Source organism: Cellulosimicrobium composti (genome assembly GCF_009711085.1).
Lineage (GTDB): Bacteria > Actinomycetota > Actinomycetes > Actinomycetales > Cellulomonadaceae > Cellulosimicrobium > Cellulosimicrobium composti.
Genome location: NZ_WMKA01000009.1, coordinates 24,080 through 48,919, shown reverse-complemented (window position 1 = coordinate 48,919; position 24,840 = coordinate 24,080). Strand labels below are relative to the sequence as shown.

Here is a 24,840-nt window from a genome sequence, read left to right as displayed (position 1 = left end):
CGACCCCCCGCGCCCCTCGCTACGTTGTGCGTGTGACGTCGACCTCTCCGGCCCCCGCGCCGCACCGCCCTCCCGCGCCCGCGCCCGCCGCCCCGATCGGCCGCATCCCCGTGCTGGAGGTGTCCCCCGTCGTCGAGGGCGGCCGCTGGCCCGCCAAGGCCGTCGTCGGCGAGATGGTCCCGGTCGAGGCGACCGTGTTCCGCGAGGGGCACGACGCCGTCGCCGCGACCGCCGTGCTCGTCGCGCCCGACGGCACCGAGCGCACCGCGCGCATGGTCGACGTCGCGCCCGGGCTGGACCGGTTCCGTGCCACGCTCCACCCCGACGTCGTCGGCGACTGGTCGCTGCGGGTCGAGGCGTGGAGCGACCCGTACGGCACGTGGGCGCACGACGCCACGGTGAAGATCGCGGCCGGCGTCGACGTCGACCTCATGCTCGCCGAGGGCGCGCGGCTCGTCGAGCGCGTCCTGTCCGACGCCGTCCCGCTCCCGGGCCGCGACGGGACGCCCGGCGCGCGCACGCCCGAGGACGAGCGCGTGCTCGCCGACGCGCTCGCCGCGCTCGCCGACGGGAGCCGCCCCGCCGAGGCACGGCTCGCGGCCGCGACGTCCCCCGAGGTGCGCGACGTCCTGGACCGCGCGCCCCTGCGCGACCACGTCACGGCGTCGGCCACGTACGCGCTGCGCGTCGAGCGCCCGCTCGCGCTCGCGGGCGCGTGGTACGAGATGTTCCCCCGCTCCGAGGGCGCCCGGCGGCTCAAGGACGGGCGCTGGCGCTCGGGCACGTTCACCGCCGCGGCCCGCCGCCTGCCCGCCATCGCGGAGATGGGGTTCGACGTCGTCTACCTGACGCCCGTCCACCCCATCGGCACGACGCACCGCAAGGGCCGCAACAACTCGCTCACCGCCCTCCCGGGCGACCCCGGCAGCCCGTACGCGATCGGGTCGAAGGACGGCGGGCACGACGCGATCCACCCCGAGCTCGGCAGCGAGCGCACGTTCCGCGCGTTCGTCAAGGAGGCCCGGCGCAACGGGCTCGAGGTCGCGATCGACCTCGCGCTGCAGTGCTCGCCCGACCACCCGTGGGTGACCGAGCACCCGGAGTGGTTCACGACGCGCGTCGACGGGTCGATCGCGTACGCGGAGAACCCGCCCAAGAAGTACCAGGACATCTACCCGCTGAACTTCGACAACGATCCGGCGGGCATCTACGCGGAGGTCCTGCGCGTCGTGCGCGTGTGGATCGACCGCGGAGTCACCGCGTTCCGCGTCGACAACCCGCACACCAAGCCGCTCGACTTCTGGGAGTGGCTGCTCGCCGAGGTCCGCGCGACGAACCCCGAGGTCGTGTTCCTCTCCGAGGCGTTCACCAAGCCCGCGATGATGCACACGCTCGCGCGCATCGGGTTCCACCAGTCGTACACGTACTTCACGTGGCGCAACACGCGCGACGAGCTCGCGGAGTACCTCGCCGAGGTATCGGGCGAGGCCGGCGCGTACATGCGCCCGAGCTTCTGGCCCACGACGCACGACATCCTGCCGCCCTACCTCCAGCACGGGGGCGTCGCGGGCTTCGCCGTGCGCGCGGTCCTCGCCGCGCTCGGCTCGCCCACGTGGGGGATCTACTCCGGGTACGAGCTCGTCGAGAACGTGCCGCGCCCGGGCGTCGAGGAGCAGATCGACAACGAGAAGTACGAGTACAAGCCGCGCGACTGGTCGCAGGCCCCCGAGATCGGCATCTCGACGCTCCTCACCCGGCTCAACGAGATCCGCCGCGACCACCCGGCGCTGCGCCAGCTGCGCAACCTCACGATCCACCCGACGACGAACGACCAGGTGCTCGCGTTCTCGCGGCACCTGCCCGCCGAGCACTCCCCGACGGGCGAGGCGGACACCGTCGTCGTGGTCGTCAACCTCGACCCCCACTCCCCGCAGGAGTCGAACGTGCACCTCGACCTCACCTCCCTGGGGCTGCCGCCGCTCGCGGACGGGCAGGACCCGTGGGCCCCCTCGTTCGTCGCCCACGACGAGCTGTCCGGCGAGAGCTACGGCTGGGGCCAGGACGTCTACGTCCGGCTCGAGCCGATGCGCCAGGTCGCGCACGTGGTCCACGTGAGGACGCCGTGACGTTCCCGCGCGACGCCCGCCCGGTCCCGGTCCCCGGACGGGGACCGGCCGCCGGCCCCGCCCCCGTGCCGCCCGTCACGGCCCCGGTCCCGATCGCGGCGCTCCCCCCGCGCCGCCAGCCCACCCCGCCCGTCGACGCGCGACCCGGCCTGTCCGACGACCCGGACTGGTACCGCACGGCCGTGTTCTACGAGGTCATCGTCCGGGCCTTCTCCGACTCCGACGGCAGCGGGACGGGCGACCTGCGCGGGCTCATCGACCGGCTCGACTACCTGCAGTGGCTCGGCATCGACGCGCTGTGGCTCCCGCCGTTCTACCCCTCCCCCCTGCGCGACGGCGGCTACGACGTCTCGGACTACACGGCCATCGCGCCGCAGTACGGCTCGACGACCGACTTCGCAGAGCTCGTGACGGAGGCGCACGCGCGCGGGATGCGCGTCGTCATCGACCTCGTCATGAACCACACGAGCGACCAGCACCCGTGGTTCCAGGCGTCGCGCGCCGACCCCGAGGGCCCGTACGGGGACTTCTACGTGTGGAGCGACGACGACACGCGCTACCAGGACGCGCGCATCATCTTCGTCGACACGGAGACGTCCAACTGGACGTTCGACCCCGTGCGCCGGCAGTTCTTCTGGCACCGGTTCTTCTCCCACCAGCCCGACCTCAACTTCGAGAACCCGCGCGTCGCCGACGCCATGCTCGACGTCGCGCGGTTCTGGCTGCAGATGGGCGTCGACGGGTTCCGGCTCGACGCCGTGCCGTACCTCTACGAGGCCGAGGGCACCAACTGCGAGAACCTGCCGCAGACGCACGAGTTCCTGCGGCGCGTGCGCCGCATGGTCGACACCGAGTTCCCTGGCCGGATCCTGCTCGCCGAGGCCAACCAGTGGCCGCGCGACGTCGTCGACTACTTCGGCACCGAGGACGACCCCGAGTGCCACATGTGCTTCCACTTCCCCGTGATGCCGCGCATCTTCTACGCGATCCGCGACCAGCGGGCGAACCAGATCCTCGAGATCCTCGCCGACACGCCCGACATCCCGCCCGGCGCGCAGTGGAGCACGTTCCTGCGCAACCACGACGAGCTGACGCTCGAGATGGTCTCGACCGAGGAGCGCGCGTCGATGTACGGGTGGTACGCGCCCGACCCGCGCATGCGCGCGAACGTCGGCATCCGCCGTCGGCTCGCCCCGCTGCTCGACAACTCGCGCAAGGAGGTCGAGCTCGCGCACGCCCTCCTGCTCTCGCTCCCGGGCAGCCCGTGCCTGTACTACGGCGACGAGATCGGGATGGGCGACAACATCTGGCTGCCCGACCGCGACGCCGTGCGCACCCCCATGCAGTGGACCCCCGACCGCAACGCCGGGTTCTCGACCGCCGACCCGGGCAAGGTGTACCTGCCGCTCGTCCAGTCGCTCGTGCACCACTACGGCTACGTCAACGTCGAGGCCCAGCTCGAGCAGTCGACGTCGCTGCTCCACTGGGTGCACGGGATGCTCAAGGTCCGGCGCCGGCACAAGGCGTTCGGCACGGGCGACTTCGTCGCGCTCGAGTGCGACAACGAGTCGATCCTCGGGTTCCTGCGCCGCACCGACACCGAGACGATCCTGTGCGTCGCGAACCTCTCCGCGACCGCGCGCTCGGCCTCGGTGCACGTGCCCGGGCACGCCGGCGCGACGCTCACGGACGTGTTCGGCGGAGCACGCTTCCCCGCGGTCGACGACGACGAGCGCGTCGTCATGACGTGGGGGTCGCGCGACTTCTACTGGCTCGTCGTCGAGGACCCGTCGGTGTGACCACCGTTGCCGCGCGGCCCGTGCCCGGGCACGGCCCTCACCCGGCGGGTGCGGCCCGGCCGTGGTGGCATGGGGGCCGAACCTGACGGAGGAGGCGCGCGTGACGGTACGGCGGACGGACCCGCCCTCGGCGGAGCTCATGGCGCTCCTGGACGCCTGGCTGCCCGCGCGGCGGTGGTACCCGGTCAAGGGGGTCGCCGTCACCCACGTGCCGTGGCTGTCGTTCGTGCTCGAGGTCCCGGCGTCCGCCGCGGCACCCGGCCGGCCCGACGCCGCGTGGCCGGGGACCCGGGTCGAGCTCCACCTCCTGCGGCTCGTCGGGGACGGTGTGGACCTCGTCGTACAGGTGCCCCTCGTGCTCGAGCCGGCGACCTCGCCGGTGGGCCTGACGCCGGGCGGCGCGGCGCCGATCGGGACGCTCGCCCCGCGAGGCGCCGACGACGCCGGCTGGGTCGTGCACGACGGCGCCGCGCACCCCGCGTGCTGGGCAGCCCTCCTGGCCGTGGCGGAGTGGGAGAGCCACGGCACGGCACCGGACGGCGCGAGTCCGGGCGGCGCTCGCCCCGAGGTCGACGCCGACCTCACCGGTGGACGCGCGCTGAGCGTCGAGCAGTCGAACAGCTCGGTGCTGCTGCCGCGGGTCGCCGGCGGGAGCATGCTCAAGGTCCTGCGCGCCATCGCGATCGGGCCCAACCCCGACGTGACCATCCCCCGCGCTCTTGCGGCCCAGGGCTGGGGCGGGGTGCCCCGGCCGCTCGCGTGGCTCGAGGTGACGTGGGACGCAGCGGACGACCCGACCGCCGTCGACCCGCACGCGGACCACCGACCGGACGAGCCGAACGCTGGGGGCGGGGCACCGCCGTCGGGCACCCCGGCGGGCCCGGAGGCGCCCCGCTCCGCGCACCTGGCGATCCTCAGCGAGTTCGTCGAGGGCGCGCGCGACGGGTTCGACCTCGCGTGCTCCTACGCGGGGCAGGACGCCTCGTTCGCCGACCTCGCGGCCGACCTGGGGCGCGTGCTCGCCGACCTGCACGCCGCGCTCCGCCGCGCGTTCGGCGTCGGTTCGCCCGTCGACGCGCGCTGGCTCGTCGCGGACCTGCGCCGGCGTGCGGACGAGGCCGTCGCGTCCTCCAGCGCGCTCGGACGGCGCGCTGCGGACGTCGCCGCGTTCTGGGACCGCACGTCCGCGCGGCTCGCGAACGTCACGCGCGTCCCCGATGCGCTCCCCCGGCTCCAGACGGTCCACGGCGACCTGCACCTCGGCCAGGTGCTGCACGCGCGGCGGTTCGGCTGGAAGGTGCTCGACTTCGAGGGTGAGCCCTTGCGGCCGGTCGCCGAGCGCACGCGCCCGGACCTCGCGCTGCGCGACGTCGCCGGGATCGTGCGCTCGTTCGACTACGCCGCCGCCGTCGGGCGCGCCCGCGACGCCGCATGGGCCGTCCAGGCGCGCACCGCGTTCCTCGACGCCTACGACCGGGCCGACACGGCCGGCGTCGACCGCGCGACGTCCGAGGCCCTGGTACGGGCGCTCACGCTCGACAAGGCGCTCTACGAGGTCGTCTACGAGTCGCGCAACCGCCCGGACTGGGAGCCCATCCCGCTCGCCGCGGTCGACCGCCTGCTCGCGGGCGACGCCTGACCGGCCCGCGAGGACGGCACGGCCCCGCGGGGTCGGCGCCGGGTACGGCGAGGTGGAGGCGCGGCCGTGCCCAACGCCTCCACCTGGCCGACCCGGGATCCTAGCTCGCGGAGCAGTCGACGACCGCTGCCAGCACCGGAGCATCACCACGGCCGGAGAAGCCGTAGGTGATGGTCCCACCGGCCGGCACGCGCGCGTTCCACGACTCGGCGGTGACCGTCGCGGTCCCACCGTCCACGGAGAGCGCCCCGTGCCAGGTCTGCACGAGCTCGCTGCCCGCGGGCACGCGCCACGAGGTGGACCACGTCGAGACGGGCTCGCCGTCGAACTCCACCCGCACCTGACCCTGGTAGCCACCCGGCCACCGGTACTGGATCTCCAGCTCGGCCGTGCAGCCGTCCGCGCGGCTCGCGAAGATCGAAGCCTCGCGCGACGTCTCAGCGATGCCGTCCCGACCGTTGAACAGCCGGGCGCCCCACGCGGACGGCTGGCCCGGGTCGAAGCCCTGGACGAGGTCCAAGTCCTCCACGCCACCGCTGTTGCCGCTCCAGGACCAGCCGAACCACCCGAGGCCGAGGCGCCGCGTCTCCGCGAGGATGGTGTCCTCGTCGACGTCGTTGCCGTAGTGCGCCGGGCCGAACTCGCCGACGATCAGCGGCAGTCCGGCGTCGACGAAGTGCTCCAGGTAGTCCGTGACCACCGCGCCGTCGCCGTACACCTCGTACATGTGGACGGAGAACACGACGTTCGTGTCGGGGTCGGCGTCGAACACCTGCTGCGCCTGGGAGTACATCGTCCGCGACCAGTCCTGGCCCCAGTTCGGGGCGTCGACGACGATCGTGTGCTCGAACCCGATGTCGCGCAGTCGCTGGACCGCGGCCGACGTCTGCGCCGCCCACTCGTCCGCGATCGGACCGTTGCCGATCGGCTCGTTGCCGATGTTGACGAGGATCCTGTCCTCCGTCCCGGCGAGGGTCGGGTACAGGTCCTCCCAGTAGTCGACCGCGCGGTCGAGCGACACCGCCGCAGGCGCGTACTCGTCCCCGTAGCCCGTCGTGTCGTGCACCTCGAGGGCGCACACCAACCGGTTCACGTCGCACTCACGGACGACGCGCGCGACGTCCGCCGGGTCGTTGCGGGTCCACTGGTCCCCGCTCGACAGGACGACGCGCACCGCGTTGGCACCTGTGCCCTTGATGTCCTCGAACGACTGGAACTCGTGGGTGTACCAGGTGTGGGCGTGGTTGATCCCGCGGAGGACGAGGTCGCTCCCGTCCGCCTCGACGAGCCGACCGTCGACGACGTGCAGACCGTCCGCGGTCGCCTCGTCGGCGGCCGCCGGAGCGGCCAGCGCGAGCGCTCCCGACCCGGCGAGGGCGAGCGCAGCGACGTACGCCGGGACCGACGTCGCACGGGTACGGACCTGGAGCTGTCGTGTGCTGTTCTTACTCATCGAACTCCTTCGTTCTGCGCTCGCGCACGAGCGCGCTCACCATCCGTCATCGAATGGACTCCGAGATGAACCGCTTCATGCGCGAGAGGCGCTGCGGCGGACCGGTTCAGCGGTCGGCGGACNCGAGCGCGCTCACCATCCGTCATCGAATGGACTCCGAGATGAACCGCTTCATGCGCGAGAGGCGCTGCGGCGGACCGGTTCAGCGGTCGGCGGACGAGCCGCGCACGACGCACGACGCGCTGTTCTCCCAGCCCCAGCCGTCCCCGTCCGGGTCCGACGACGCGCTCGCGCAGTACGGGTACCCGTTCGGTGCCGTGCTCCCACCCCCGGAACCACCACCGGAACCCGTGTCCACGGAAGAGCCGCGCACGACGCACGACGCGCTGTTCTCCCAGCCCCAGCCGTCCCCGTCCGGGTCCGACGACGCGCTCGCGCAGTACGGGTACCCGTTCGGTGCCGTGCTCCCACCCCCGGAACCACCACCGGAACCCGTGTCCACGGAAGAGCCGCGCACGACGCACGAGGCGTTGCTCTCCCAGCCCCAGCCGTCCCCGTCCGGGTCCGACGACGCGCTCGCGCAGTACGGGTACCCGTTGGGGGCCGTGCCGGCTCCGCCGTCGCCACCGCCGTCGCCCCCGTACACGGAGGCCACGGGCGCGTTGCGGGCCTTGAGCCCGTCGGCGCCGTTGACGAACCGCTGCCCCCACGGCGTGAGCGAGTTCGCGGAGAACCCGTTCACCATGTCGAGATACTCGACGCCGCTCCCGTTGCCGGACCACGACCAGCCGAGCATCCCGAGACCCTGGGACCTCGTGTAGCTCATGATCGTGGCCTCGTCCGGGTTCCCGTCCGAGTGGTTGTCGCCGAACTCGCCGACCATGATTGGCAGGCGTCGGCTCGTGAAGGAGTCGAGGTAGGCGCGCACTTCGGCTGCGGTGTCGAAGACGCCGTACATGTGGATCGAGAAGACCACGTTGCTGTCCGCCGCCGCGACCGTCTGGGCGTTGTCGCGCATGGTGAAGGACCAGTCCTGGCCCCAGTTCGGGGCGTCGACGACGAACGTGTGGCTGAGGCCGGCCCCGCGCAGGGTCTGGATCGCCGCGATGGTGTCCCTGGTCCAGTTCTGGTAGCCGGAGTTGCCGAAGGGCTCGTTGCCGATGTTGATCATCACGTACCGCTCCTGGCCCCGCAGGGCCGAGGCGATGCTTGTCCAATACTGGGCCGCGCTCGCGAGGGAGCGCGCACTGCCGTCCTCGCCATACCCCGTGGTGTCGTGGTTCTCGAGGACGCACACGAGCTGGTTCTGCTTGCACCGCTCGATGACGGCGCTCACGTCGGAGGCCGAGTTGGTCCCGTACCGGCCGCCCGAAAGAACGACGCGCACGGTGTTCGCGCCAGCGGCGCGGATGTCGGCGAAGGACTGCGTCTGCGACGGGTACCAAGCGTGGGCATGGTTGACGCCGACCGGCACGAACTGGTTGCCGTTCGCGTCGTAGATCTTCCCGCCTTGAACGGAGAACCCGTCGCTCGCCGCGCTGGCTCCTTGCGCGAACGCGGGTACGACGAACAGAGCGAGCACCGCGCTCAGGACGATGGCGAACAGTCGTCTCATGAAAGTTCCTCCTGGTCCGGGCGTCATCGCCCGGGCTTCTTGGTGGACGTCGTCGTCAGGCTCGGCATCGAGCCCCTCACGAGGCCGCGGATTGGCCGCGTGACACCACTAGCACTGAAGCGCTTCACGTCGAACGTAGTGCATTGTCGAGGACATTGCTAGAGCCTCGCGAGAACACGGATATCTCGACGCTCATGGGGAGGTCAGATCGCGGCGCGGGGCAGTTGCGGATGCCCCGCGCCGCTGGGTCTTCCGGGTGTCGCAGCAGACGCTCAGCTGCGCGAGCGCAGTTTCTCGTAGGCGTGCCGGACGACGTCCGCGCCCGGCTTGCCGTACATGCAGTAGTCGTCGTTCGCTGCCGCCTCGGCCTCGGTGTAGAGCGGCGACGGCCAGTCCCACAGGAAGTAGCCGGAGACCCAGGGTCGTCGGCCGCACGCGTCGAACATCTCCGCGAGCCAGGCCGCCTGAGCCTCGCCCGACGGCGGCCCGGCGAGAGTCCAGTCGTTCGGTCTCTCCGGTGAGCCCTCGCGGCTGGGGCATCCGGCCTCGAGGAAGACGAACGGCTTGTCCTCGCGCGCGACGACAGCCTCGATCCGGTCGAGGTGGTGCTCCCACGTCCCGGCCGGGTAGTAACCCGAGCTGCCGATCACGTCGACCGCGTCCCACCAGGTGACGCGGTCCTCCTGGTACTTGTCGCAGTTGTACGTCACCAGGCCGTCGTAGACCTCGCGCACGGCTGCGACGAGGGCCCGCCACTGTGCGTCGCGCCCGTCGGCGCGCACCATCTCGCACCCGACGCAGAGCATCTCCGCGCCCTCCTCGGCGGCAATCCGCGCGTGGTGCACGATGAACTGCGTGTACGACGTGAACCACTCGTCCCACGAGGGCTCGCCCGGGACGTCTTCGTCGAAGAAGCCGATGAAAGCGCGCCAGGTTCCGTCGGCGGAGTCGACGACCGGTTTGAGGCACACCTTCCAGCCGCGCGCCTTGGCGGCGCGGATCGCCGCCCGGACCTCGTCGTCGGTCACCGTCGGCTCGTCGCCGTAGCGGACCGTGGTCGACTGGGGCGTGTCCTGCTTCGCGGAGAACGTCACGGCGACCCAGTCCACGCCGAGCCCGTGCAGCTCGTCCATGGAGCGCTCGGCTCCCGGACCGGTCCAGGTCCCGCGCACACCCGTCCAACCCCAGGTCATGCCCGTGACGGGTGCCCCGGCGAACGGCGCGGGCCGTACCGGCCCTTCGGCGGCGCGAAGCTCGGCCCGGGTCGGCGGATTCGCCCCCGCACGAGACACCGTGACCGACGCGGCGACCGCCGCAGACCGTGCCGCGGTCCGCACCGCCGCGTCCGACAGCCGGCGCAGGAGTTCCGCGCCTCCCGGGCCGCGCACCCCGCGCGTCGCGAGCGCGTCGAGCAGCGCCCCGGTGAACGTGTCACCTGCGCCGACGGTGTCGACGACGTCGACCGCACGGCCCGGGACCTCGAGGAGGCGGCCGTCGTGCCGCACGAGGGTCGCGCCGTCGCCTCCGCGTGTCACGACGACGAGGGCCGCGCCCCACGCCGACCAGCGGCGCGCGACGTCGAGCGGGTCGGTTCCGGGGGCGAACCACGCGAGGTCCTCGTCGCTCACCTTGACGACGTCGGCGAGCGCGACGATCTCCTCGACGCGCGCCCGGACCTCCGCGGGGTCGTCGACGAGCGCGGGACGCACGTTGGGGTCGTACGAGACGACGGCGGAGGGGCGCGCCCGGCGCACGACGTCCCGGACCACGTCGGCGCCCGGGGACAGCACCGCCGCCACGGAGCCGACGTGAACGACCTCCGCGTCGCCGAGCTCCACCTGCCCGAGCTCCCACGCGAGGTCGAAGGCATACGTCGCCCGCCCCTGGGCGTCCAGGGACACGGTCGCGGCCGACGTCCGGCCCGTCGACGGCACGTGCGCGTCCACCTCCACGTCGCTCGCGACGAGCCACTCGCGGACCAGGGCGCCGCGGTCGTCCGGCGCGAGCGCCGTGGCGAGCGACACCTCACGACGGAGCCGACCGAGCGTGAGCGCGACGTTTGCGGGGCTTCCGCCGGGCAGGTCCCGGGTGGTTCCCGGACCGTCGGGGACGACGTCGACGAGAGCCTCACCGACCACGAGGAAGCGCGTCACGGGGCCACCTGCCCGTCGTGGACGGCGCGCGCGATCGACGGGCCGAGCGGGAGCCGCGGCAGGAGCGTCGCCTGGACCGCGTGGTAGAGGTCGGGCTTGCCGGGCCACGTGGTCCCCGCGGGGCGGTTCGTCGGGTCGAGCTCGTGGTGCCAGGATCCTCCGTCGTGGTCGACCACGAAGGTCACCGCGTAGTCCCACCAGGTCGCGTACAGGTCGGCGTAGCGGGCGTCGCCCGTCCGTCGGTGCAGGGCGTCCGCGGCGGCGATCGCCTCGGCGACGACCCAGTGCATGCGCTCGCGCACGACGGGCGCCCCGGACCAGTCGGTCGTGTAGACGAACCCGTCCGCGCCGTCCACGGCCCAGCCGTCGGCCACGGCGCGGTCGAACAGCGCGGTCGCCGTCGGGCGCAGGTCGGACGGCGCGAGCGTGCCCAGTGCGCCCTCGAGGTGCAGCAGGAGACGGGACCACTCGAGCCCGTGCCCGACGGTCGCCCCGTAGGGCTTGAACGGGTCGGCGGGCCGGTCGGCGTTGAGCTCCAGGTGCGGCGTCCACGTGGCGTCGAAGTGCTCGGGCAGCCGGCCGTCGTGGTCCTCGGCGAGCCGCACGACGAGCCGGGTCACGCGCGTGGCGCGGTCGCGCCACGCGACGTCGCCGGTGGCGTCGGCGACGGCGAGCATCGCCTCGACCGCGTGCATGTTCGCGTTGAGGCCCCGGTACGGGTCGAGGACGGTGAACGATGCGTCCCAGGTGTCGACCACGAGCCCGGTCGCGTCGTCCCAGAAATGCTCGAGGAACACGGAGCACGCGTCCGTGAGCAGGGCCCGTGCGCCCGGCAGGCCGGCCAGGGTCGCGCTCGACGCGGCGAGCAGGACGAACGCGTGGTCGTACGCGGACTTGCCTGCGCCGAGGTCGGGTGCGCCCTGCGCGTCGAGGGCGTGGAACCACCCGCCGTGCTCGGCGTCGTGCAGCGGTCCCAGCAGGCCGTCGAGGGCCCCGCGCGCTACCGGTTCGCACCCGGGCACGCCCAGCATCGCACCGAGCGCGTAGACGTGGACGGTCCGGCACGTGATCCACGTCTGAACACCTGCCTCCGGGTCGGGGGTCCCGGTCTCGTCGAGGTAGGCCGCACCTCCCCCCGGCGCGACGACGTGACGCCCGAACGCGAGCAGCGATCGCGTGTGGGCATCGAGCCAGGCGACGTGCGTCTCGCGCTCGGTCCAGGCGAGCTCGTCGCGCACACCGCCGTGTGGCCGGGGGTCGATCGTCGGCGCCGTCATGCTGACACCACAGGCCGGCGCGACATGAGCTGGTTGACGCTGCGCAGGACCCGCGGGTCGGCGAGCGCGGACTTGTCCAGCGCTTCGGGGGCCGTCACGTGGAAGGTCACGCTCTCGCCTGCGAGGAGGTCCACCAGCATGTCGTCCACGACGGCGTCGGGGTGCACCTTGTCTGCGAGCAGCGACAGGCCCCGCACGAGGGTGTCGGTCGTGACCCGGACACGTGCCCCGTCGTCCGTCGAGGTGACCTCGACGTGCAGCGCCGGGCTGCGCAGGGCACTGTCGCGCGGTTCGGAGTAGAACCACGTTGCGCTCTCGTGCCCGAGCGACGCGACGAGCAGCTCGCCGGCGGCGTCACCCGGGACGGCGAGGTCGGCCGGCAGCGGGATCGTGGCCGTCGCGCGCGCGGCGACGTCGACGGGGATCTTCGTCGCCTCGATCTCGACGCCGTCGTAGCGGGTCCGACGGACGACGAGGTCGCCGCGCCACTGCTCGGCGGAGTCGTTGACGACCGCGACGACGAGCTGCCCGTCCGTACCGCGCGGCTGGATGGTGAGGAGCCGGTCGGCGAACGCCTGGCGCAGCGCGAACAGGAGCGGCTTCTGGCGGCCGTCACCGTCGACCGCCGCCCACGAGGTCACGGGCCAGCAGTCGTTGAGCTGCCACACGACCGCCCCCATGCACCGCGGAGACCACGAGCGGTAGTGCTCGAGCGCCGTGCGGACGGCGGTCGCCTGGTTCCAGGACATGGCCCAGTGCCAGTCCTCCATCGCGTCGGGCAGCGGTACGTGGGCGACGAGCCCGTCGGTGAGCTTGTCGTTGCCCTGCATCGCCTTCTGGTGGACGAGCATCCCGGGCGACTCGGGCGTCAGGGGGTCGTCGCTGATCGCGCGCGTGAGGGTGGACCAGGTGGGAGGCCCCTGCCAGCCGAACTCGGCCATGAAGCGCGGCACGGTGTCGCGGTAGTGCGGCCAGTCCTGGCGGTTCCACAGCTCCCACTCGTGCATCGAGCCGTGCCGTGGGTCGTTCGGGTGCACGTCGAGGCTGCCCGACCACGGGCTCGACGGCGTGTAGGCACAGTCCGGGTCGAGCTCGGCGACGACGCGCGGGAACAGCTCGGTGTAGTACCCGAGACCCCATGTGCGCCCGTCGAGGCGCTGCTGCCAGCTCCAGTCGTGGAAGCCCCAGATGTTCTCGTTGCTGCCGTTCCACAGCACGAGCGACGCGTGGTGCCCGAGGCGGGCGACGTTGTCGCGCACCTCCGCCTCGACCTCCGAACGCAGCGGCTCCTCCTCGGCGTACGCGGCGCACGCGAAGAGGAAGTCCTGCCAGGTGAGCAGGCCCCGCTCGTCGCACAGGTCGTAGAAGTCGTCCGACTCGTAGATCCCGCCGCCCCACACGCGCAGGAGGTTGAGGTTCGCGGACACCGCCTGGTCGATGCGCGCGGCGTAGCGCTCGCGCGTGACGCGGTGCGGGAACGCGTCGTCCGGGATCCAGTTCGCCCCGCGAACCCAGACCGGCACGCCGTTCACGACGAACCGGAAGGACGTGCCGTCCTCGTCGGGTTCCATCTCGAGAGTCGCGGTGCGGAAGCCGACGCGGCGGGCGGACTCGTCGAGGGGTGCGCCCTCGGCCAGCAGCTCGACGGTGACGTCGTAGAGCGGCTGGTCGCCGTGCGTGCGCGGCCACCAGAGGTCGACCTGCGGCACGACGACGTCGACCTCGGCCGTGCCGCCGTCGGCTGGCACCTGGACCCGGACCCCGGCGACGGACGCCGCGAGGGTGAGCGGCGCGCGACCGCGACCTGTGCCGGAGCGCTCGACCTCCACGACCACGCGCACCCGGCCCGCCGTCGGTGCCGTGGACTCGCCCACCACCGTCGCGTGGACGCGCACTTGGGCGAGTCGCGCCACCGACCAGGACTCGAGGCGCACGGGGCGCCAGATCCCGGACGTCGTCGTGTCGGGACCCCAGTCCCAGCCGAAGCTGCACGCCATCTTGCGCATGGCGTTGAACGGGTGCTGGTTGACCTGCGGCCGGTAGCCCAGGAGCAGGCTCTGCCGGTCGGCGTACGGGACGGGGGCGGAGAACCGGACCACGAGCTCGTTCTCGCCCTCGACGAGCAGCGGACCGACGTCGAACCGGTAGGTGCGGTGCATGTTCGCCGTCGTGCCCACCACCGTCCCGTTGAGCCGGACCTCCGCGACGGTGTCGAGGCCGTCGAAGACGAGGTCGTGCCGCTCGTGCCCGTCCGGGGCCCACGCGAAGCGCGTGGTGTATGCCCAGTCGGTGCGACCGATCCACGCCTGGAGACGCTCGTGGTCGTCGAGGTAGGGGTCGTCGATCAGGCCTGCGGCGAGGAGGTCCGTGTGCACGCTCCCCGGGACCGTTGCCGGGACGTCGGAGACGGTCGTCCCCACGGGAATCGCCCCCCCGACGGCGCTCACCGTCCAGCCCTCGTGCAGCTCGCGGCGGGTCGCCCTGAGGGCGGATGTCTCGGTGAAGGTCACTTCGTGGCTCCTGCGGTCAGGCCGTTGTAGATGTGTCGCTGGAGGAGGAGGAAGGCGATCAGGGTCGGGACGATCACGAGGATCGTGCCGGCGGCGATGACCTCCCACTCCGACCCCGTCGGTCCCTTGAACCGGAAGAGGGTCGTCGAGATGACGCCGAGCTTGCTCGACGGCATGTAGAGGAAGGGGATGTAGAACTCGTTGTAGATCGCGATGCCCTTGATGATGACGACGGTGGCGATCGCCGGCTTGAGCAGCGGGAAGACGATCCGTGCGTAGATCGTCAGGCGGTTCGCCCCGTCCAGCATCGCGGCCTCGTCGAGCGAGCGCGGTATGGAGCGCATGAACTGCAAGAAGATGTAGATCGCGATGATGTCCGTGCCCATGAAGAGCACGATTGCGGCCCAGCGGGTGTTGAAGAGTCCGAGGCCGTTGATGATCTGGAACGTCGCGACCTGCGTGGTGACCGCGGGGACGAGCGTCGCCAGCAGGAACCCGGCCATGACGAGCTTCTTGCCGCGGAAGTCGAACCGGTCGACGGCGTACGCGGTCATGGTGCCGATGAGGATCGTCCCGGCGAGCGCGACGACGAGGATGATCATGGTGTTCACGAAGCCCGCGAGCATGTCGCTGTCGGTGAAGGCCCTCGTGAAGTTCGAGAAGTTGAACCAGTTCTGGGGAAGGTCGAGCGGACCGCTCGTCACGTACTCCTCGCGGGACTTGAAGGCCGCGAAGAAGATCGTGAGGATCGGGACGACGGCGGCCGCGCACGCGACGACGAGACTGATGTACTTCGCCGTCGTGGCCAGCGGGCCGGCGACCGGCGCGACGCTCCTCGAGAACCGGGCGGCAGCCCCGCGCATCTTGTCCGCTGCGGTGATCCGGGTCGGCGCGGGTGCGGTGGGGGCGCTCATACCAGGTCTCCCTTCTCGTCCGGGAAGAACTTGCGTTGGATCGCGCTGATCACGAGGACGATGATCAGCAGCACGACGGCCATCGCGGACGCGAGACCGACCTTGGAGTACCGGAACGCCGTGTCGACGGTCTGGATGACGAACGTCTCGGAACCGTTGGCGCCCGACGTCATGATGAAGGGGATCTCGAAGACCGAGAGTGCGCCCGAGACGGCGAGGATCAGGGACAGACCGACGATCTGCTTGATGCCGGGGAAGATGATGTAGCGGAACTTCTGCCACGAGGTCGCGCCGTCGAGGTCCGCGGCCTCGTACACGTCATCCGGAATGGCCTGGATGGCGCCGAGGAACAGCACGAAGTTCAGGCCCAGGTAGCGCCAGACCGAGGTCCCCGCCAGCGAGTAGTTGACGATCGACGGGTCGCCCAGCCATAGCGGCGTGTCCTTCAGCCCTACCACGCCCAGCAGAGCGTCCAGCGTCCCGTCCGGGCGGAAGAAGTAGAGGAAGACGAGGCCGATCGCCACGCCGTTCAGGAGGTACGGGAAGAAGATGACGCCCTTGAAGAAGTTCCGGAACCGGGTGCTGAAGCTGAGGATCGTCGCGAAGTAGAGCGCCAGCGCGAGCTGGACGAGAGCCCCGACCAGGTAGTAGAGGCTGACGAAGAAGACCCGGAACAGCTCGGGCCGCGTGAAGATGTCGACGTAGTTCTTGAACCCGACGCCCTCCTTCACCGCGTCGAGACCGTCCCAGGACGTGAAGCTGTACCAGACCATGTTCGCCACCGGCAGGTAGGTGAACACGAGCAGCAGCCCGAGCGGGACGACGAGGAACAGCCACGGGGTGAGCGACCCGGACCGCTGCCTCGGTGGTCGGGAGGTAGCACTCCGCTTGCGCGGCTCGGTCGGAGTCGCCACGGTCGGACTGGTCACAGCCATGTCATGCTCATTTCGGTCGAGACGGGCGTGAGACCCCCGGCGGGGCGGCCGGGGGCCTCACGCGAACCAGGACTCCTGCGTCAGCCGACGACGTTCGCGCGCGCGGCCGCCCAGCGGGAGTTGAGGTCGGCAAAGAAGGACTCCTTGTCACCGTCCGCGGCGCCGCGAGCGACGTCGACCAGCTGCTTGCGGTACTTGTCGCCCCAGAGGTCGATCTCCGCCTCGTTGCTGATGTCGTTGTCCCACGTCTCCTCACCGGCCGGGGCCGGGGAGAGCTCGATCTGGTTGACGCCCAGGGCGTCGAACGTGGCCAGGCTGTCCGGTGCAGGCGCACCGACGACCGGCGAGATACCGCCCTGCTCCGCGGCGAACGTCGACTCGTTCAGGAACCAGTCGACCCAGGCGCGTGCAGCCTCCTTGTTCTCGGAGTGCTTCGAGATCGCGAGCTTGTAGTCGCCCGAGACGGTCGACGAGAACGTGCCCTCGGTCTGCCACGGCATCGGCCAGAAGTCGATGTCGTCCGCGGACCCACCGGCGGCCTCGGCCGCGTCCTGCATCTGGGGCACGGCCCACGAGCCGAGCACCATCGCGCCGACCTTGCCGGTGCCGAGGAGGGTCTTGGACTCCTCCCAGTTGGTCGTCGTGGGGTCCTCCTCGGTGACGCCAGCTGCAACGACGTCGTAGAGCAGCCCGTCGATCGCGTACTGCTCGTTGCCCTCGGCCCACGGGTCGTCCTGCGAGGTGCGGATGCTCACGGCGTCGGTCCCCGCGATCGTCCCCTGGTTGTTCTGCCACTGGGTGAGCGGCCAACCGTCGGTGTAGTTCGTGTAGTACGGGACGGCGTCGGTCTTCTCGCCGATCTGCTTGAGCGCTTCGACGAACGCCTCGGGCGTCGTGGGCGGCTCGGTGATGCCGGCCTGCTCCCAGACCTTGGTGTTCACGACGTAGCCCATCGCGGTGCCGAAGGTCGCTATGCCGTAGACGTCGCCGTCGTAGGCCTGCTCGTTGACGAAGCGGTACTCCTGCGAGAGCTCGTCGACCGTGCCGAGCGGCTCGAAGAACTGCGGGAGCTGGTCCTTGCTCACCGAGTTCGGGATGAGGAGCACGTCACCGTAGTCCTGCGTGTTCAGGCGGATCGAGACGTCACCCTCGTAGTCCGTGATCGCCTCGAACTCGACCGTCACGCCCGGGTTCTCCGCCTGGAACAGCTCGGCGTAGTCCTGGAGCGTGGTGTCGACGATGTCCGTGCGGTTGGTCAGGACCGTGATCGTGCCCGAGAGCTCGCCGTCCTCACCGCCGCCGCTCTCGCCCGAGCTGCTCGAGCACGCACCCAGCGCCATCGTCAGCGCTGTCACGGTGAGCACGGCGACAGTCTGCTTCCTTGCCATGTCGTTCCACTCCTTGGTCGTCGTTGACGTCGCGTGCGACAGGCCCACCGGTCCGGGCGATCACTGGCGACACGACTAGTGAAGCGCTTAAGTTCGCGTAAGTCCAACCTCGTTCTGTAACGAACTGGTATCGACGCCTTCAGGCGTGCAGGGAGTGCTGAAGCGCGTCAGGACGAGCGACGTGCCGTCGTACCTCTCGGGCGCAGCGTCGGGATCGAGTCGAGGAAGCTCCCCCCGACCTCACCCGCGATCCGGTCGAACAGACGGCGAGCGACGTGCGCGCCGTAACGCGTGACGTCGTGGCTCAGCGCCGAGAGGCGCGGGAACGTCGCCTCGCACAGCGGCGAGTCGTCCCACGCGATCATCGACACCTCCTGCGGCACCCGGACACCGATCTCGCTCGCGACCCCCAGCCCCGCGACCGCCATGACGTCGTTGTCGTAGATGATCCCCGTCGGCCGGTCCGCGCTCGTGAGGAGCGTCCGCGTCGCCACCGCCCCCTGGACGGCCGAGTAGTCCGTGCGCACGATCGTTCCCTCCGCGCCCAGCGCCGCGATCTCCTCGCGGAACGCCGCGTCGCGGATCCCCGTGTGCCCGAATCCCTCCAGACCCGCGACCCGGGCGATCCGGCGGTGCCCGACGGCATGCAGGTAGCGCACCGACTCGCGCATCGCCGCGGCGTCGTCCGTCCACACACTCGGCAGACCGCCCGCGAGCGCCGGGTCCCCCACCACGACCGCAGGAAGCGCCTCGGGCTCGGAGAACATCGCGATCCGCGGGTCGTCGACGCTCGGATCGACGAGGATCACCCCATCGACGCGACGCGCCGCGCGCCACGCACGGTACGCCCGCAGCTCGGTCTCCTGGTCCGGGACGACCTGCAGGAGCAGCGCGTACGACCGCTTCGACAGCTCGGACTCGATGCCCGCGAGAAACTGCATGTAGAACGACTCGACCCCGAGCATCCCGGGGTCGCGCGCCAGTACCAGTCCGACGGTCTCCGTCCGTGCCCCGGAGAGAGAGCGCGCGGCCGAGCTCGGCGCCCAGCCCAGCTCGGCCGCGATCCCCAGGATCCGGGCTCGGGTCGCCTCCGACACGCCGGGCCGGTTGTTCAACGCGTACGACACCGCACCCGTCGAGACCCCGGCCTCCCGGGCGATGTCCGCGATGGTGATCCTTGCCACGGCACTCCTTCCTCCGGGTCGCGAGCCTACTGCGACCACCCGGCGAGCCCGGCGCGTGGCGGTGCCGCAGACGTGGAAAGGTTGCCCCATGACCGGGTCCGCCGCCTCCCCCACCCCACTCCCCGTCGTCGTGCCGCCGGACACGCTCGCCGCGGCGGCGGCCGGACGCACGTTCGACCCGCACGCCGTGCTCGGCCCGCACCTGGCGCCCGACTCCGACGACGCGCGCGCCGTCGTCCGGGTCCTGCGCCCCCTCGCCGACGAGGTCGTCGTCGTCACGACCGACGGCGAGCACGCGGCCGCGCACGAGCAGGACGGGGTCTGGGCCGCCGTCGTCCCGGTGCACCAGGACCCCGACGGCACCCGGCACGCCCCCGACTACCGCGTCCGGGCGCGCTACGGCCACGAGGCCACGACCGCCGACGACCCCTACCGCTTCCTGCCGACTCTCGGCGAGGTGGACCTGCACCTCATCCGGGAGGGCCGGCACGAGGAGCTGTGGCGCGCGCTCGGCGCGAACGTGCGCACCTACCCCAGCGCGCTCGGCGACACCACGGGCACCGCGTTCGCGGTCTGGGCGCCCAACGCGCGCGCGGTCCGCGTCATCGGCGACTTCAACGGCTGGGGCGCGACGCACCCGATGCGCTCGCTCGGCTCCAGCGGCGTCTGGGAGCTGTTCGTCCCCGGTGTCCGCGCGGGCGCGCGCTACAAGTACGAGATCCTCGGCCCCGACGGGTCGTGGCGGCAGAAGGCGGACCCGCTCGCCAAGGCGACCGAGGTGCCGCCCGCGACGGCGAGCGTCGTCGTCGAGTCGCAGTTCACGTGGACCGACGACGCGTGGCTCGCCGAGCGCGCGGCGCACGACCCGCACACGCAGCCGCTGAGCATCTACGAGGTGCACCTCGGCTCGTGGCGCCAGGGCCTGTCCTACCGCGACCTCGCGGAGCAGCTCACGGCGTACGTCGTCGAGCAGGGCTTCACGCACGTCGAGCTGCTGCCCGTCGCCGAGCACCCGTTCGGCGGGTCGTGGGGCTACCAGGTCACGGGCTACTACGCGCCGACGTCACGATTCGGCCACCCCGACGACTTCCGCTACCTCGTCGACCGCCTGCACGCGGCCGGGATCGGCGTCGTCGTCGACTGGGTGCCCGCGCACTTCCCGCGCGACGAGTGGGCCCTCGCCCGGTTCGACGGCACACCGTGCTACGAGCACGCCGACCCCTTGCGCGGCGAGCAGCCCGACTGGGGCACGTACGTCTTCGACTTCGGGCGCAACGAGGTCCGCAACTTCCTCGTCGCCAACGCGACGTACTGGCTCGAGGAGTTCCACGTCGACGCGCTGCGCGTCGACGCCGTCGCCTCCATGCTCTACCTCGACTACTCGCGCGGGCCCGGGCAGTGGCACCCCAACGTGCACGGCGGGCGCGAGAACCTCGAGGCGATCGCGTTCCTCCAGGAGGCGAACGCCACCGCGTACCGGCGCACGCCCGGCGTCATGATGATCGCCGAGGAGTCCACGGCCTGGCCGGGCGTCACGCGCCCCACGTCGGCGGGCGGGCTCGGGTTCGGGCTCAAGTGGAACATGGGCTGGATGAACGACTCCCTGCGCTACGTCGCGGAGGAGCCCATCAACCGGCGCTACCACCACCACGAGATCACGTTCTCGATGGTGTACGCGTACTCCGAGCAGTTCGTGCTGCCCATCAGCCACGACGAGGTCGTGCACGGCAAGGGCTCGCTCTACGGCAAGATGCCCGGCGACGACTGGCAGAAGCGCGCCGGCGTGCGCGCGTTCCTCGCCTACCAGTGGGCCCACCCCGGCAAGCAGCTGCTCTTCATGGGCAGCGAGATCGGCCAGCACTCCGAGTGGAACGAGGGCCGCTCGCTCGACTGGGACGGCCTCGCGGCCGACCCCGGGCGGCAGGGCGTGCAGCGCGCCGTGCGCGACCTCAACGCGCTCTACCGCGCGACCCCGGCGCTGTGGGAGCTCGACCACGACCCCGCCGGGTTCGAGTGGCTCGACGCCGACGACGCCGACCACAACGTCCTCGCGTTCCTGCGCCGCAGCCGCGACGGCGGCGAGGTCGCGGTCGTCGTGAACTTCGCCGGGACGCCGCACGAGGGCTACCGCGTCGCGCTCCCGGCGGGCGGCGCGTGGCGCGAGGTGCTCAACACCGACGCCGAGGCCTACGGCGGCTCCGGGGTCGGCAACCTCGGCGAGGTCGAGGCCGAGCCCGTGCCGTGGAAGGGCCGCGCCTGGTCGACGACCCTGCGGGTCCCCCCGCTCGGCGCGCTCTACCTCGTCCCGGCCTGACGCGCCCGCGCGCACGACGGCGGCCGGTCACCCCGCAGGGTGGCCGGCCGCGGTCGTGCGTGCCCGGGGACGCCGGGTGTCGCTCAGTAGAGGCTGATCGCGAGACGCTGGCGCGCCTTGGCGACGCGCGGGTCCGTCGTGCCGACGATCTCGAAGTAGTCGAGGAGGCGCACGCGCAGCTTCTCCTTCGCGTCCGCGTCCGCACCGGGCAGGAGGTCGAGCAGGCGCCCGAGCGCGTCGTCGACGTGCCCGCCGAGCAGGTCGAGGTCAGCGATCGCGAGCTGCGCGTCGACGTCGCCGGGCGCGTCGGCGGCGGCGGCGCGCACGGCCGCGAGGTCGGCGTCGCGCGTGCGCTGCAGGAGGCGGACCTGCGCGAGGCCCGCGACCGCGAGCGCGTCCCGCGGGTCCTGCTTGATCGCCTTCTCGTAGGCGGCGACGGCGGCGTCGAGGTCGTCGCGCTCGATCGCGTCGTACGCCTCCTGGTGCAGCGGCGGGAGCTCGGGCTCGGGCTCCGGCGCCGGCGCGGCAGCGGCCTCGGGCTCGCCGTCGCCCCCGCGGGCCGGGGCCCGGCCCGTGACGCCGTTCGCCTCCGCGGCCTGCAGGACCTGGTCGAGGACCGCGCGCACCTGCTCCGCGGGCGCCGCGCCCTGGAACAGCGGGACGGGCTGCCCCTGGAGCACGGCGACGACGGTCGGCACGCCCTGGACCTGGAACGCCGCCGCGATCTGCGGGTACGTCTGCGCGTCCACGCGCGCGAGGAGGAAGCGCCCGGCGTACTCGTCCGCGAGCGCGCCGAGCTCGGTGCCGAGCTGGGCGTTCGCCTGGTCCGTCGGGATCCAGAGCAGGACGACGACCGGGTACTGCGTCGAGTCCTGGACGAGCTGGCCGAACGACTCCTCGGTGACGTCGACGACGTACCCGCCCGCGGCGGGCGCGCCGCCCTCCTCACCGGGAGGCGGGGACTGCGGCCGGGTCAGCGCGGAGAGGTCGACCGCTCCGCGCACGTCGAACGCGGGCTGCTGAGTGGGTTCGCTCATGGTCGCAATCCTACGGAGCGTCAGGAGTTCGCGACCGACGTCGCGACGTGCTCGTTGCCCACGACGCGGATCTTCTCCTCCGACCCGGCCGGCGGCACGTAGAGCGCCACGACGTCGACGTACCCGACCTTGAGCACGTTCGTCGGCGTCTTGTCGCCGTAGAGCGCCTTGATGGTCTCCGTGTCCGGCGGGACCTGCGCGCCCTCCTCGGCGGTCATCGACTCCTGCGACGTCATCGCGCCCACGACGAGCGCGCCGCCGTCCGCGGTGCGCACGGCCCGGACCTGCTCGTCGGGGTTCGGCGTGAACGTCAGCGCGTACTTCCCGGCCGCCGGCTCGAGCGCCGTCGTCCAGGCCTGCGCGCGCTCGGCGAGCAGGGTGCGGAACGAGTCGTCCTCGAACGTCTCGGCGAACCCGGAGCCCGTCCCGAGGTTGAGCACGTCCGCGTACTGCGCGACGGCGTCCGTCGGCGTGACGAGGAGGCTCGAGTCGTCGGGCGCGACCGCCTCGCTCCCGATGCTCGGGTCGGCGAAGCTCGGCATCGTCACGCCGGGGAGCAGGCGCACCCACGCCCAGAGCCGGTAGTTCTGGCGCGCGGCGCCCTGCTCGAGGACCGACAGGCGCGGAGTCTGCAGGCTCTCGGGCTGGACGCTCACGGCGTACGACGTGCGCGGCCAGGTCTGGGTCGTCGGGATGACGACCTGCTGCGCCTCGGTCGGGAGCTCGGTCACGAGGTCCGCGTTGCCGCGCGCGGCGGCCACGGCGAGCTGGCTCGTCCGGATCGCGAGCGCGGGTCCCGTCACCCGGGCGTCGAGCCCCGCGGGGTCGTTCGTCTCGCTCGCCGCCGCGAGCGCCGACGCCACCGCGTCGAGGACGACCGTCTCCTGCGTCTCGGTGAGGACCGGCGGCGGCGGGTCCTGCGTGGGGTCGGGCTGCGGGGTCGGCAGGGGCGAGGAGCAGGCGGCGAGCAGGAGCGCGCCGACCAGGCCGCCGGACACCCCGGCGAGGTGACGGCGCGCGCGAGCCGTGCCGCGGGTGGTGCGGGTCATCGGGTGCTGTCCTTCGTCTCGTCCGGGTCGCCCTGCGGCTCGGCGGTCGTCCCCGCCGCGGTGCCGCCCGGCGTGAAGCCCCACGCACGGCGCCACGCGTCCGCGCGCGTGCTCGCGCTGTCCTGGGCCGTGGGGTGGCCGGCGGCCGCGTCGACGGTCGGCTGCGCCGCCGTCCGGGGGCGGCGCTCGCCGCGCGCCACGATCGGGATCTGGCCCGTGAGCCACGCGCGGCGGGGCTTCTGCCCGCGGGCCTGCTGCTGCGCGAGCCGCTCGGCCTCCTCGCGCTCGCGGAGCTCGCGGCGCGTGAGCATCCGGACCTGCGCGGTGTCGGTCGGCGCCTCGGCGCCGTTCCCCTCGTCCTCGACGGGCGCGGCAGCCGGTGCCACGACCGGGGTCGACGACGTCGCGGAGCCGCGGCCCGAGCCTGCGCGGCGCGAGGGTCGGAAGCTGGCCGCGCCGATGCCGAGGCCGAGCAGGAGGAGGACCACGCCGCCGACGACGCCGGGCCACAGGAACGGCGTCTCGACCTCGCGCGGCCAGGAGAGCTCGAGCGTCGGGGCGACCGCGCCCTCGCCCACGCCGGCCGCGAGGAGCTGCCAGCGCCCGGGCTGGTCGGACCAGCGCAGGCTCGCCGAGCCGGCGCCGCTGGACTCCTCGAACCACATGTCCGAGCCGGCGGGGTCGAGACCGACGACGGGCGCCTCGGCGGCCTCGCCCGCGGCGGGGGCCTCCTCGTCCGCGGGCGTCTCCCCGTCCGCGGGCGTCCCCTCGCCCGCGGGCGTCTCCTCGTCCGCGGGCGTCTCCTCGCCCTCGGGCGTCTCGCCCTCGGCGGGCTCCTCGCCCTCGGCCGGCTCCGCGGGAGCGGCCTCGACGGCGCGCGTCGCGAGCGTGTCCCAGTCGGCGAGGCCGGTGACCACGCCGTGCGCCTGCTCGCCGACCCAGCCCGTGACGTCCACCTCGCGCCCGATCGCGAGGGTGACCTGCTGCTCGCCGGGCGCCGTGGCACGGATCGTCACGTCCTCGGCGACGAGGTCGAGCACCCCGGGCTCGGTGACGAGCAGCGTGCCGTCCCCCGTGTACGCCGTCGTCGCCACGGCCGTGTCGCTGTCACGCCACACCGTGGCGGACGCGACACCGAGGCCGATGGCGACGAGCCCTCCTACCACCAGGAGGGCAGCGATGATTCGTTGCAGCACCGAGCTTCCCTTCGTCGACCGACGTTCCAGGATAGGTGCGAAACCCCTCGTGGATCGACCGAGAGGGACCGGGCGCGGATCCTCACGAACCGTTCACGGAGCCCTCCCGCGGCGGTCTCATCGTCGTCGGCGACCCGCGCACGAAACTCGTCGGCGCGGTGCGCGCACCCACCGGCCGGGAAGCCCCTCGCGCAGGGGTGCGACCATCGCCTCACCTGGCCCGACGCGGGTACCCAGGCCCGCGAGTCCCC

General features: G+C 72.3%; 16 protein-coding genes. 4 read left to right on the top strand and 12 right to left on the bottom strand.

Annotated elements, in window-relative coordinates; genetic code table 11:
- Window positions 1-32: 32 nt before the first annotated feature.
- From GJV82_RS05985 to GJV82_RS05975, 3 genes are all read left to right on the top strand, one after another.
- Window positions 33-2,126 (top strand): alpha-1,4-glucan--maltose-1-phosphate maltosyltransferase, encoded by a 2,094-nt coding sequence (locus GJV82_RS05985; RefSeq protein WP_318657340.1) that lies wholly within the window; start codon window positions 33-35, stop codon window positions 2,124-2,126.
- 65 nt (window positions 2,127-2,191) lie between these two features.
- Complete coding sequence (gene treS / locus GJV82_RS05980) at window positions 2,192-3,925, top strand: maltose alpha-D-glucosyltransferase (protein ID WP_404812934.1); 1,734 nt, start codon at window positions 2,192-2,194, stop codon at window positions 3,923-3,925.
- A gap of 100 nt (window positions 3,926-4,025) precedes the next feature.
- On the top strand, window positions 4,026-5,564 hold the full coding sequence (locus tag GJV82_RS05975) for an aminoglycoside phosphotransferase (protein ID WP_196217191.1): 1,539 nt from the start codon (window positions 4,026-4,028) through the stop codon (window positions 5,562-5,564).
- A 100-nt stretch (window positions 5,565-5,664) separates the two neighbouring features.
- Here GJV82_RS05975 and GJV82_RS05970 read toward each other — a convergent pair whose 3' ends face one another.
- The 9 genes from GJV82_RS05970 to GJV82_RS05925 all read right to left on the bottom strand — a co-directional run bounded on the left by GJV82_RS05970 (window position 5,665) and on the right by GJV82_RS05925 (window position 18,993).
- Window positions 5,665-7,017, bottom strand: coding sequence for a cellulase family glycosylhydrolase (locus GJV82_RS05970; protein ID WP_155098597.1), 1,353 nt, complete (start codon window positions 7,015-7,017; stop codon window positions 5,665-5,667).
- A 202-nt stretch (window positions 7,018-7,219) separates the two neighbouring features.
- Window positions 7,220-8,632, bottom strand: coding sequence for a cellulase family glycosylhydrolase (locus GJV82_RS05965; RefSeq protein ID WP_155098596.1), 1,413 nt, complete (start codon window positions 8,630-8,632; stop codon window positions 7,220-7,222).
- Window positions 8,633-8,904: 272 nt separating this feature from the next.
- Window positions 8,905-10,785, bottom strand: a complete 1,881-nt coding sequence (locus GJV82_RS20685; protein ID WP_318657339.1) for a PfkB family carbohydrate kinase — start codon at window positions 10,783-10,785, stop codon at window positions 8,905-8,907.
- Window positions 10,782-12,062, bottom strand: coding sequence for an AGE family epimerase/isomerase (locus tag GJV82_RS05950; RefSeq protein ID WP_155098595.1), 1,281 nt, complete (start codon window positions 12,060-12,062; stop codon window positions 10,782-10,784). The genes GJV82_RS20685 and GJV82_RS05950 overlap by 4 nt, the downstream gene beginning before the upstream one ends.
- Entirely contained in the window at window positions 12,059-14,572 is a 2,514-nt protein-coding gene (locus GJV82_RS05945) for a glycoside hydrolase family 2 protein (protein ID WP_318657338.1), read from the bottom strand. The genes GJV82_RS05950 and GJV82_RS05945 overlap by 4 nt, the downstream gene beginning before the upstream one ends.
- On the bottom strand, window positions 14,569-15,435 hold the full coding sequence (locus GJV82_RS05940; protein ID WP_396039108.1) for a carbohydrate ABC transporter permease: 867 nt from the start codon (window positions 15,433-15,435) through the stop codon (window positions 14,569-14,571). The genes GJV82_RS05945 and GJV82_RS05940 overlap by 4 nt, the downstream gene beginning before the upstream one ends.
- Before the next feature lie 47 nt (window positions 15,436-15,482).
- Complete coding sequence (locus GJV82_RS05935; RefSeq protein WP_155098593.1) at window positions 15,483-16,421, bottom strand: carbohydrate ABC transporter permease; 939 nt, start codon at window positions 16,419-16,421, stop codon at window positions 15,483-15,485.
- 80 nt (window positions 16,422-16,501) lie between these two features.
- Window positions 16,502-17,785 carry an ABC transporter substrate-binding protein gene (locus GJV82_RS05930; RefSeq protein ID WP_318657336.1) on the bottom strand — a complete coding sequence of 428 codons (1,284 nt, stop codon included), beginning with the start codon at window positions 17,783-17,785 and terminating at the stop codon, window positions 16,502-16,504.
- A 191-nt stretch (window positions 17,786-17,976) separates the two neighbouring features.
- Window positions 17,977-18,993 carry a LacI family DNA-binding transcriptional regulator gene (locus GJV82_RS05925; RefSeq protein ID WP_318657335.1) on the bottom strand — a complete coding sequence of 339 codons (1,017 nt, stop codon included), beginning with the start codon at window positions 18,991-18,993 and terminating at the stop codon, window positions 17,977-17,979.
- A gap of 88 nt (window positions 18,994-19,081) precedes the next feature.
- On the opposite strand from GJV82_RS05925, the gene glgB reads away from it, so the two are divergent.
- Window positions 19,082-21,307 (top strand): 1,4-alpha-glucan branching protein GlgB, encoded by a 2,226-nt coding sequence (gene glgB / locus GJV82_RS05920; RefSeq protein WP_155098590.1) that lies wholly within the window; start codon window positions 19,082-19,084, stop codon window positions 21,305-21,307.
- Window positions 21,308-21,390: 83 nt separating this feature from the next.
- Here the strand turns inward: glgB and GJV82_RS05915 are convergent, their stop codons facing one another.
- The 3 genes from GJV82_RS05915 to GJV82_RS05905 are packed head-to-tail and all read right to left on the bottom strand — an operon-like array spanning window position 21,391 to window position 24,589.
- Window positions 21,391-22,344, bottom strand: a complete 954-nt coding sequence (locus GJV82_RS05915; RefSeq protein WP_155098589.1) for a tetratricopeptide repeat protein — start codon at window positions 22,342-22,344, stop codon at window positions 21,391-21,393.
- A 20-nt stretch (window positions 22,345-22,364) separates the two neighbouring features.
- On the bottom strand, window positions 22,365-23,393 hold the full coding sequence (locus tag GJV82_RS05910; protein WP_024839257.1) for a hypothetical protein: 1,029 nt from the start codon (window positions 23,391-23,393) through the stop codon (window positions 22,365-22,367).
- Window positions 23,390-24,589: a hypothetical protein gene (locus GJV82_RS05905; protein WP_155098588.1), complete on the bottom strand. Its 1,200-nt coding sequence runs from the start codon at window positions 24,587-24,589 to the stop codon at window positions 23,390-23,392. The genes GJV82_RS05910 and GJV82_RS05905 overlap by 4 nt, the downstream gene beginning before the upstream one ends.
- Window positions 24,590-24,840 lie beyond the last annotated feature (251 nt).

Coding starts and splice junctions, on each gene's coding strand:
- glgB (WP_155098590.1), top strand. CDS start 19,082: ATGACCGGGTCCGCCGCCTCCCCCACCCCACTCCCCGTCGTCGTGCCG.
- GJV82_RS05950 (WP_155098595.1), bottom strand. CDS start 12,062: ATGACGGCGCCGACGATCGACCCCCGGCCACACGGCGGTGTGCGCGAC.
- GJV82_RS05965 (WP_155098596.1), bottom strand. CDS start 8,632: ATGAGACGACTGTTCGCCATCGTCCTGAGCGCGGTGCTCGCTCTGTTC.
- GJV82_RS05915 (WP_155098589.1), bottom strand. CDS start 22,344: ATGAGCGAACCCACTCAGCAGCCCGCGTTCGACGTGCGCGGAGCGGTC.
- GJV82_RS05910 (WP_024839257.1), bottom strand. CDS start 23,393: ATGACCCGCACCACCCGCGGCACGGCTCGCGCGCGCCGTCACCTCGCC.
- GJV82_RS05970 (WP_155098597.1), bottom strand. CDS start 7,017: ATGAGTAAGAACAGCACACGACAGCTCCAGGTCCGTACCCGTGCGACG.
- GJV82_RS05940 (WP_396039108.1), bottom strand. CDS start 15,435: ATGCGCGGGGCTGCCGCCCGGTTCTCGAGGAGCGTCGCGCCGGTCGCC.
- GJV82_RS05935 (WP_155098593.1), bottom strand. CDS start 16,421: ATGGCTGTGACCAGTCCGACCGTGGCGACTCCGACCGAGCCGCGCAAG.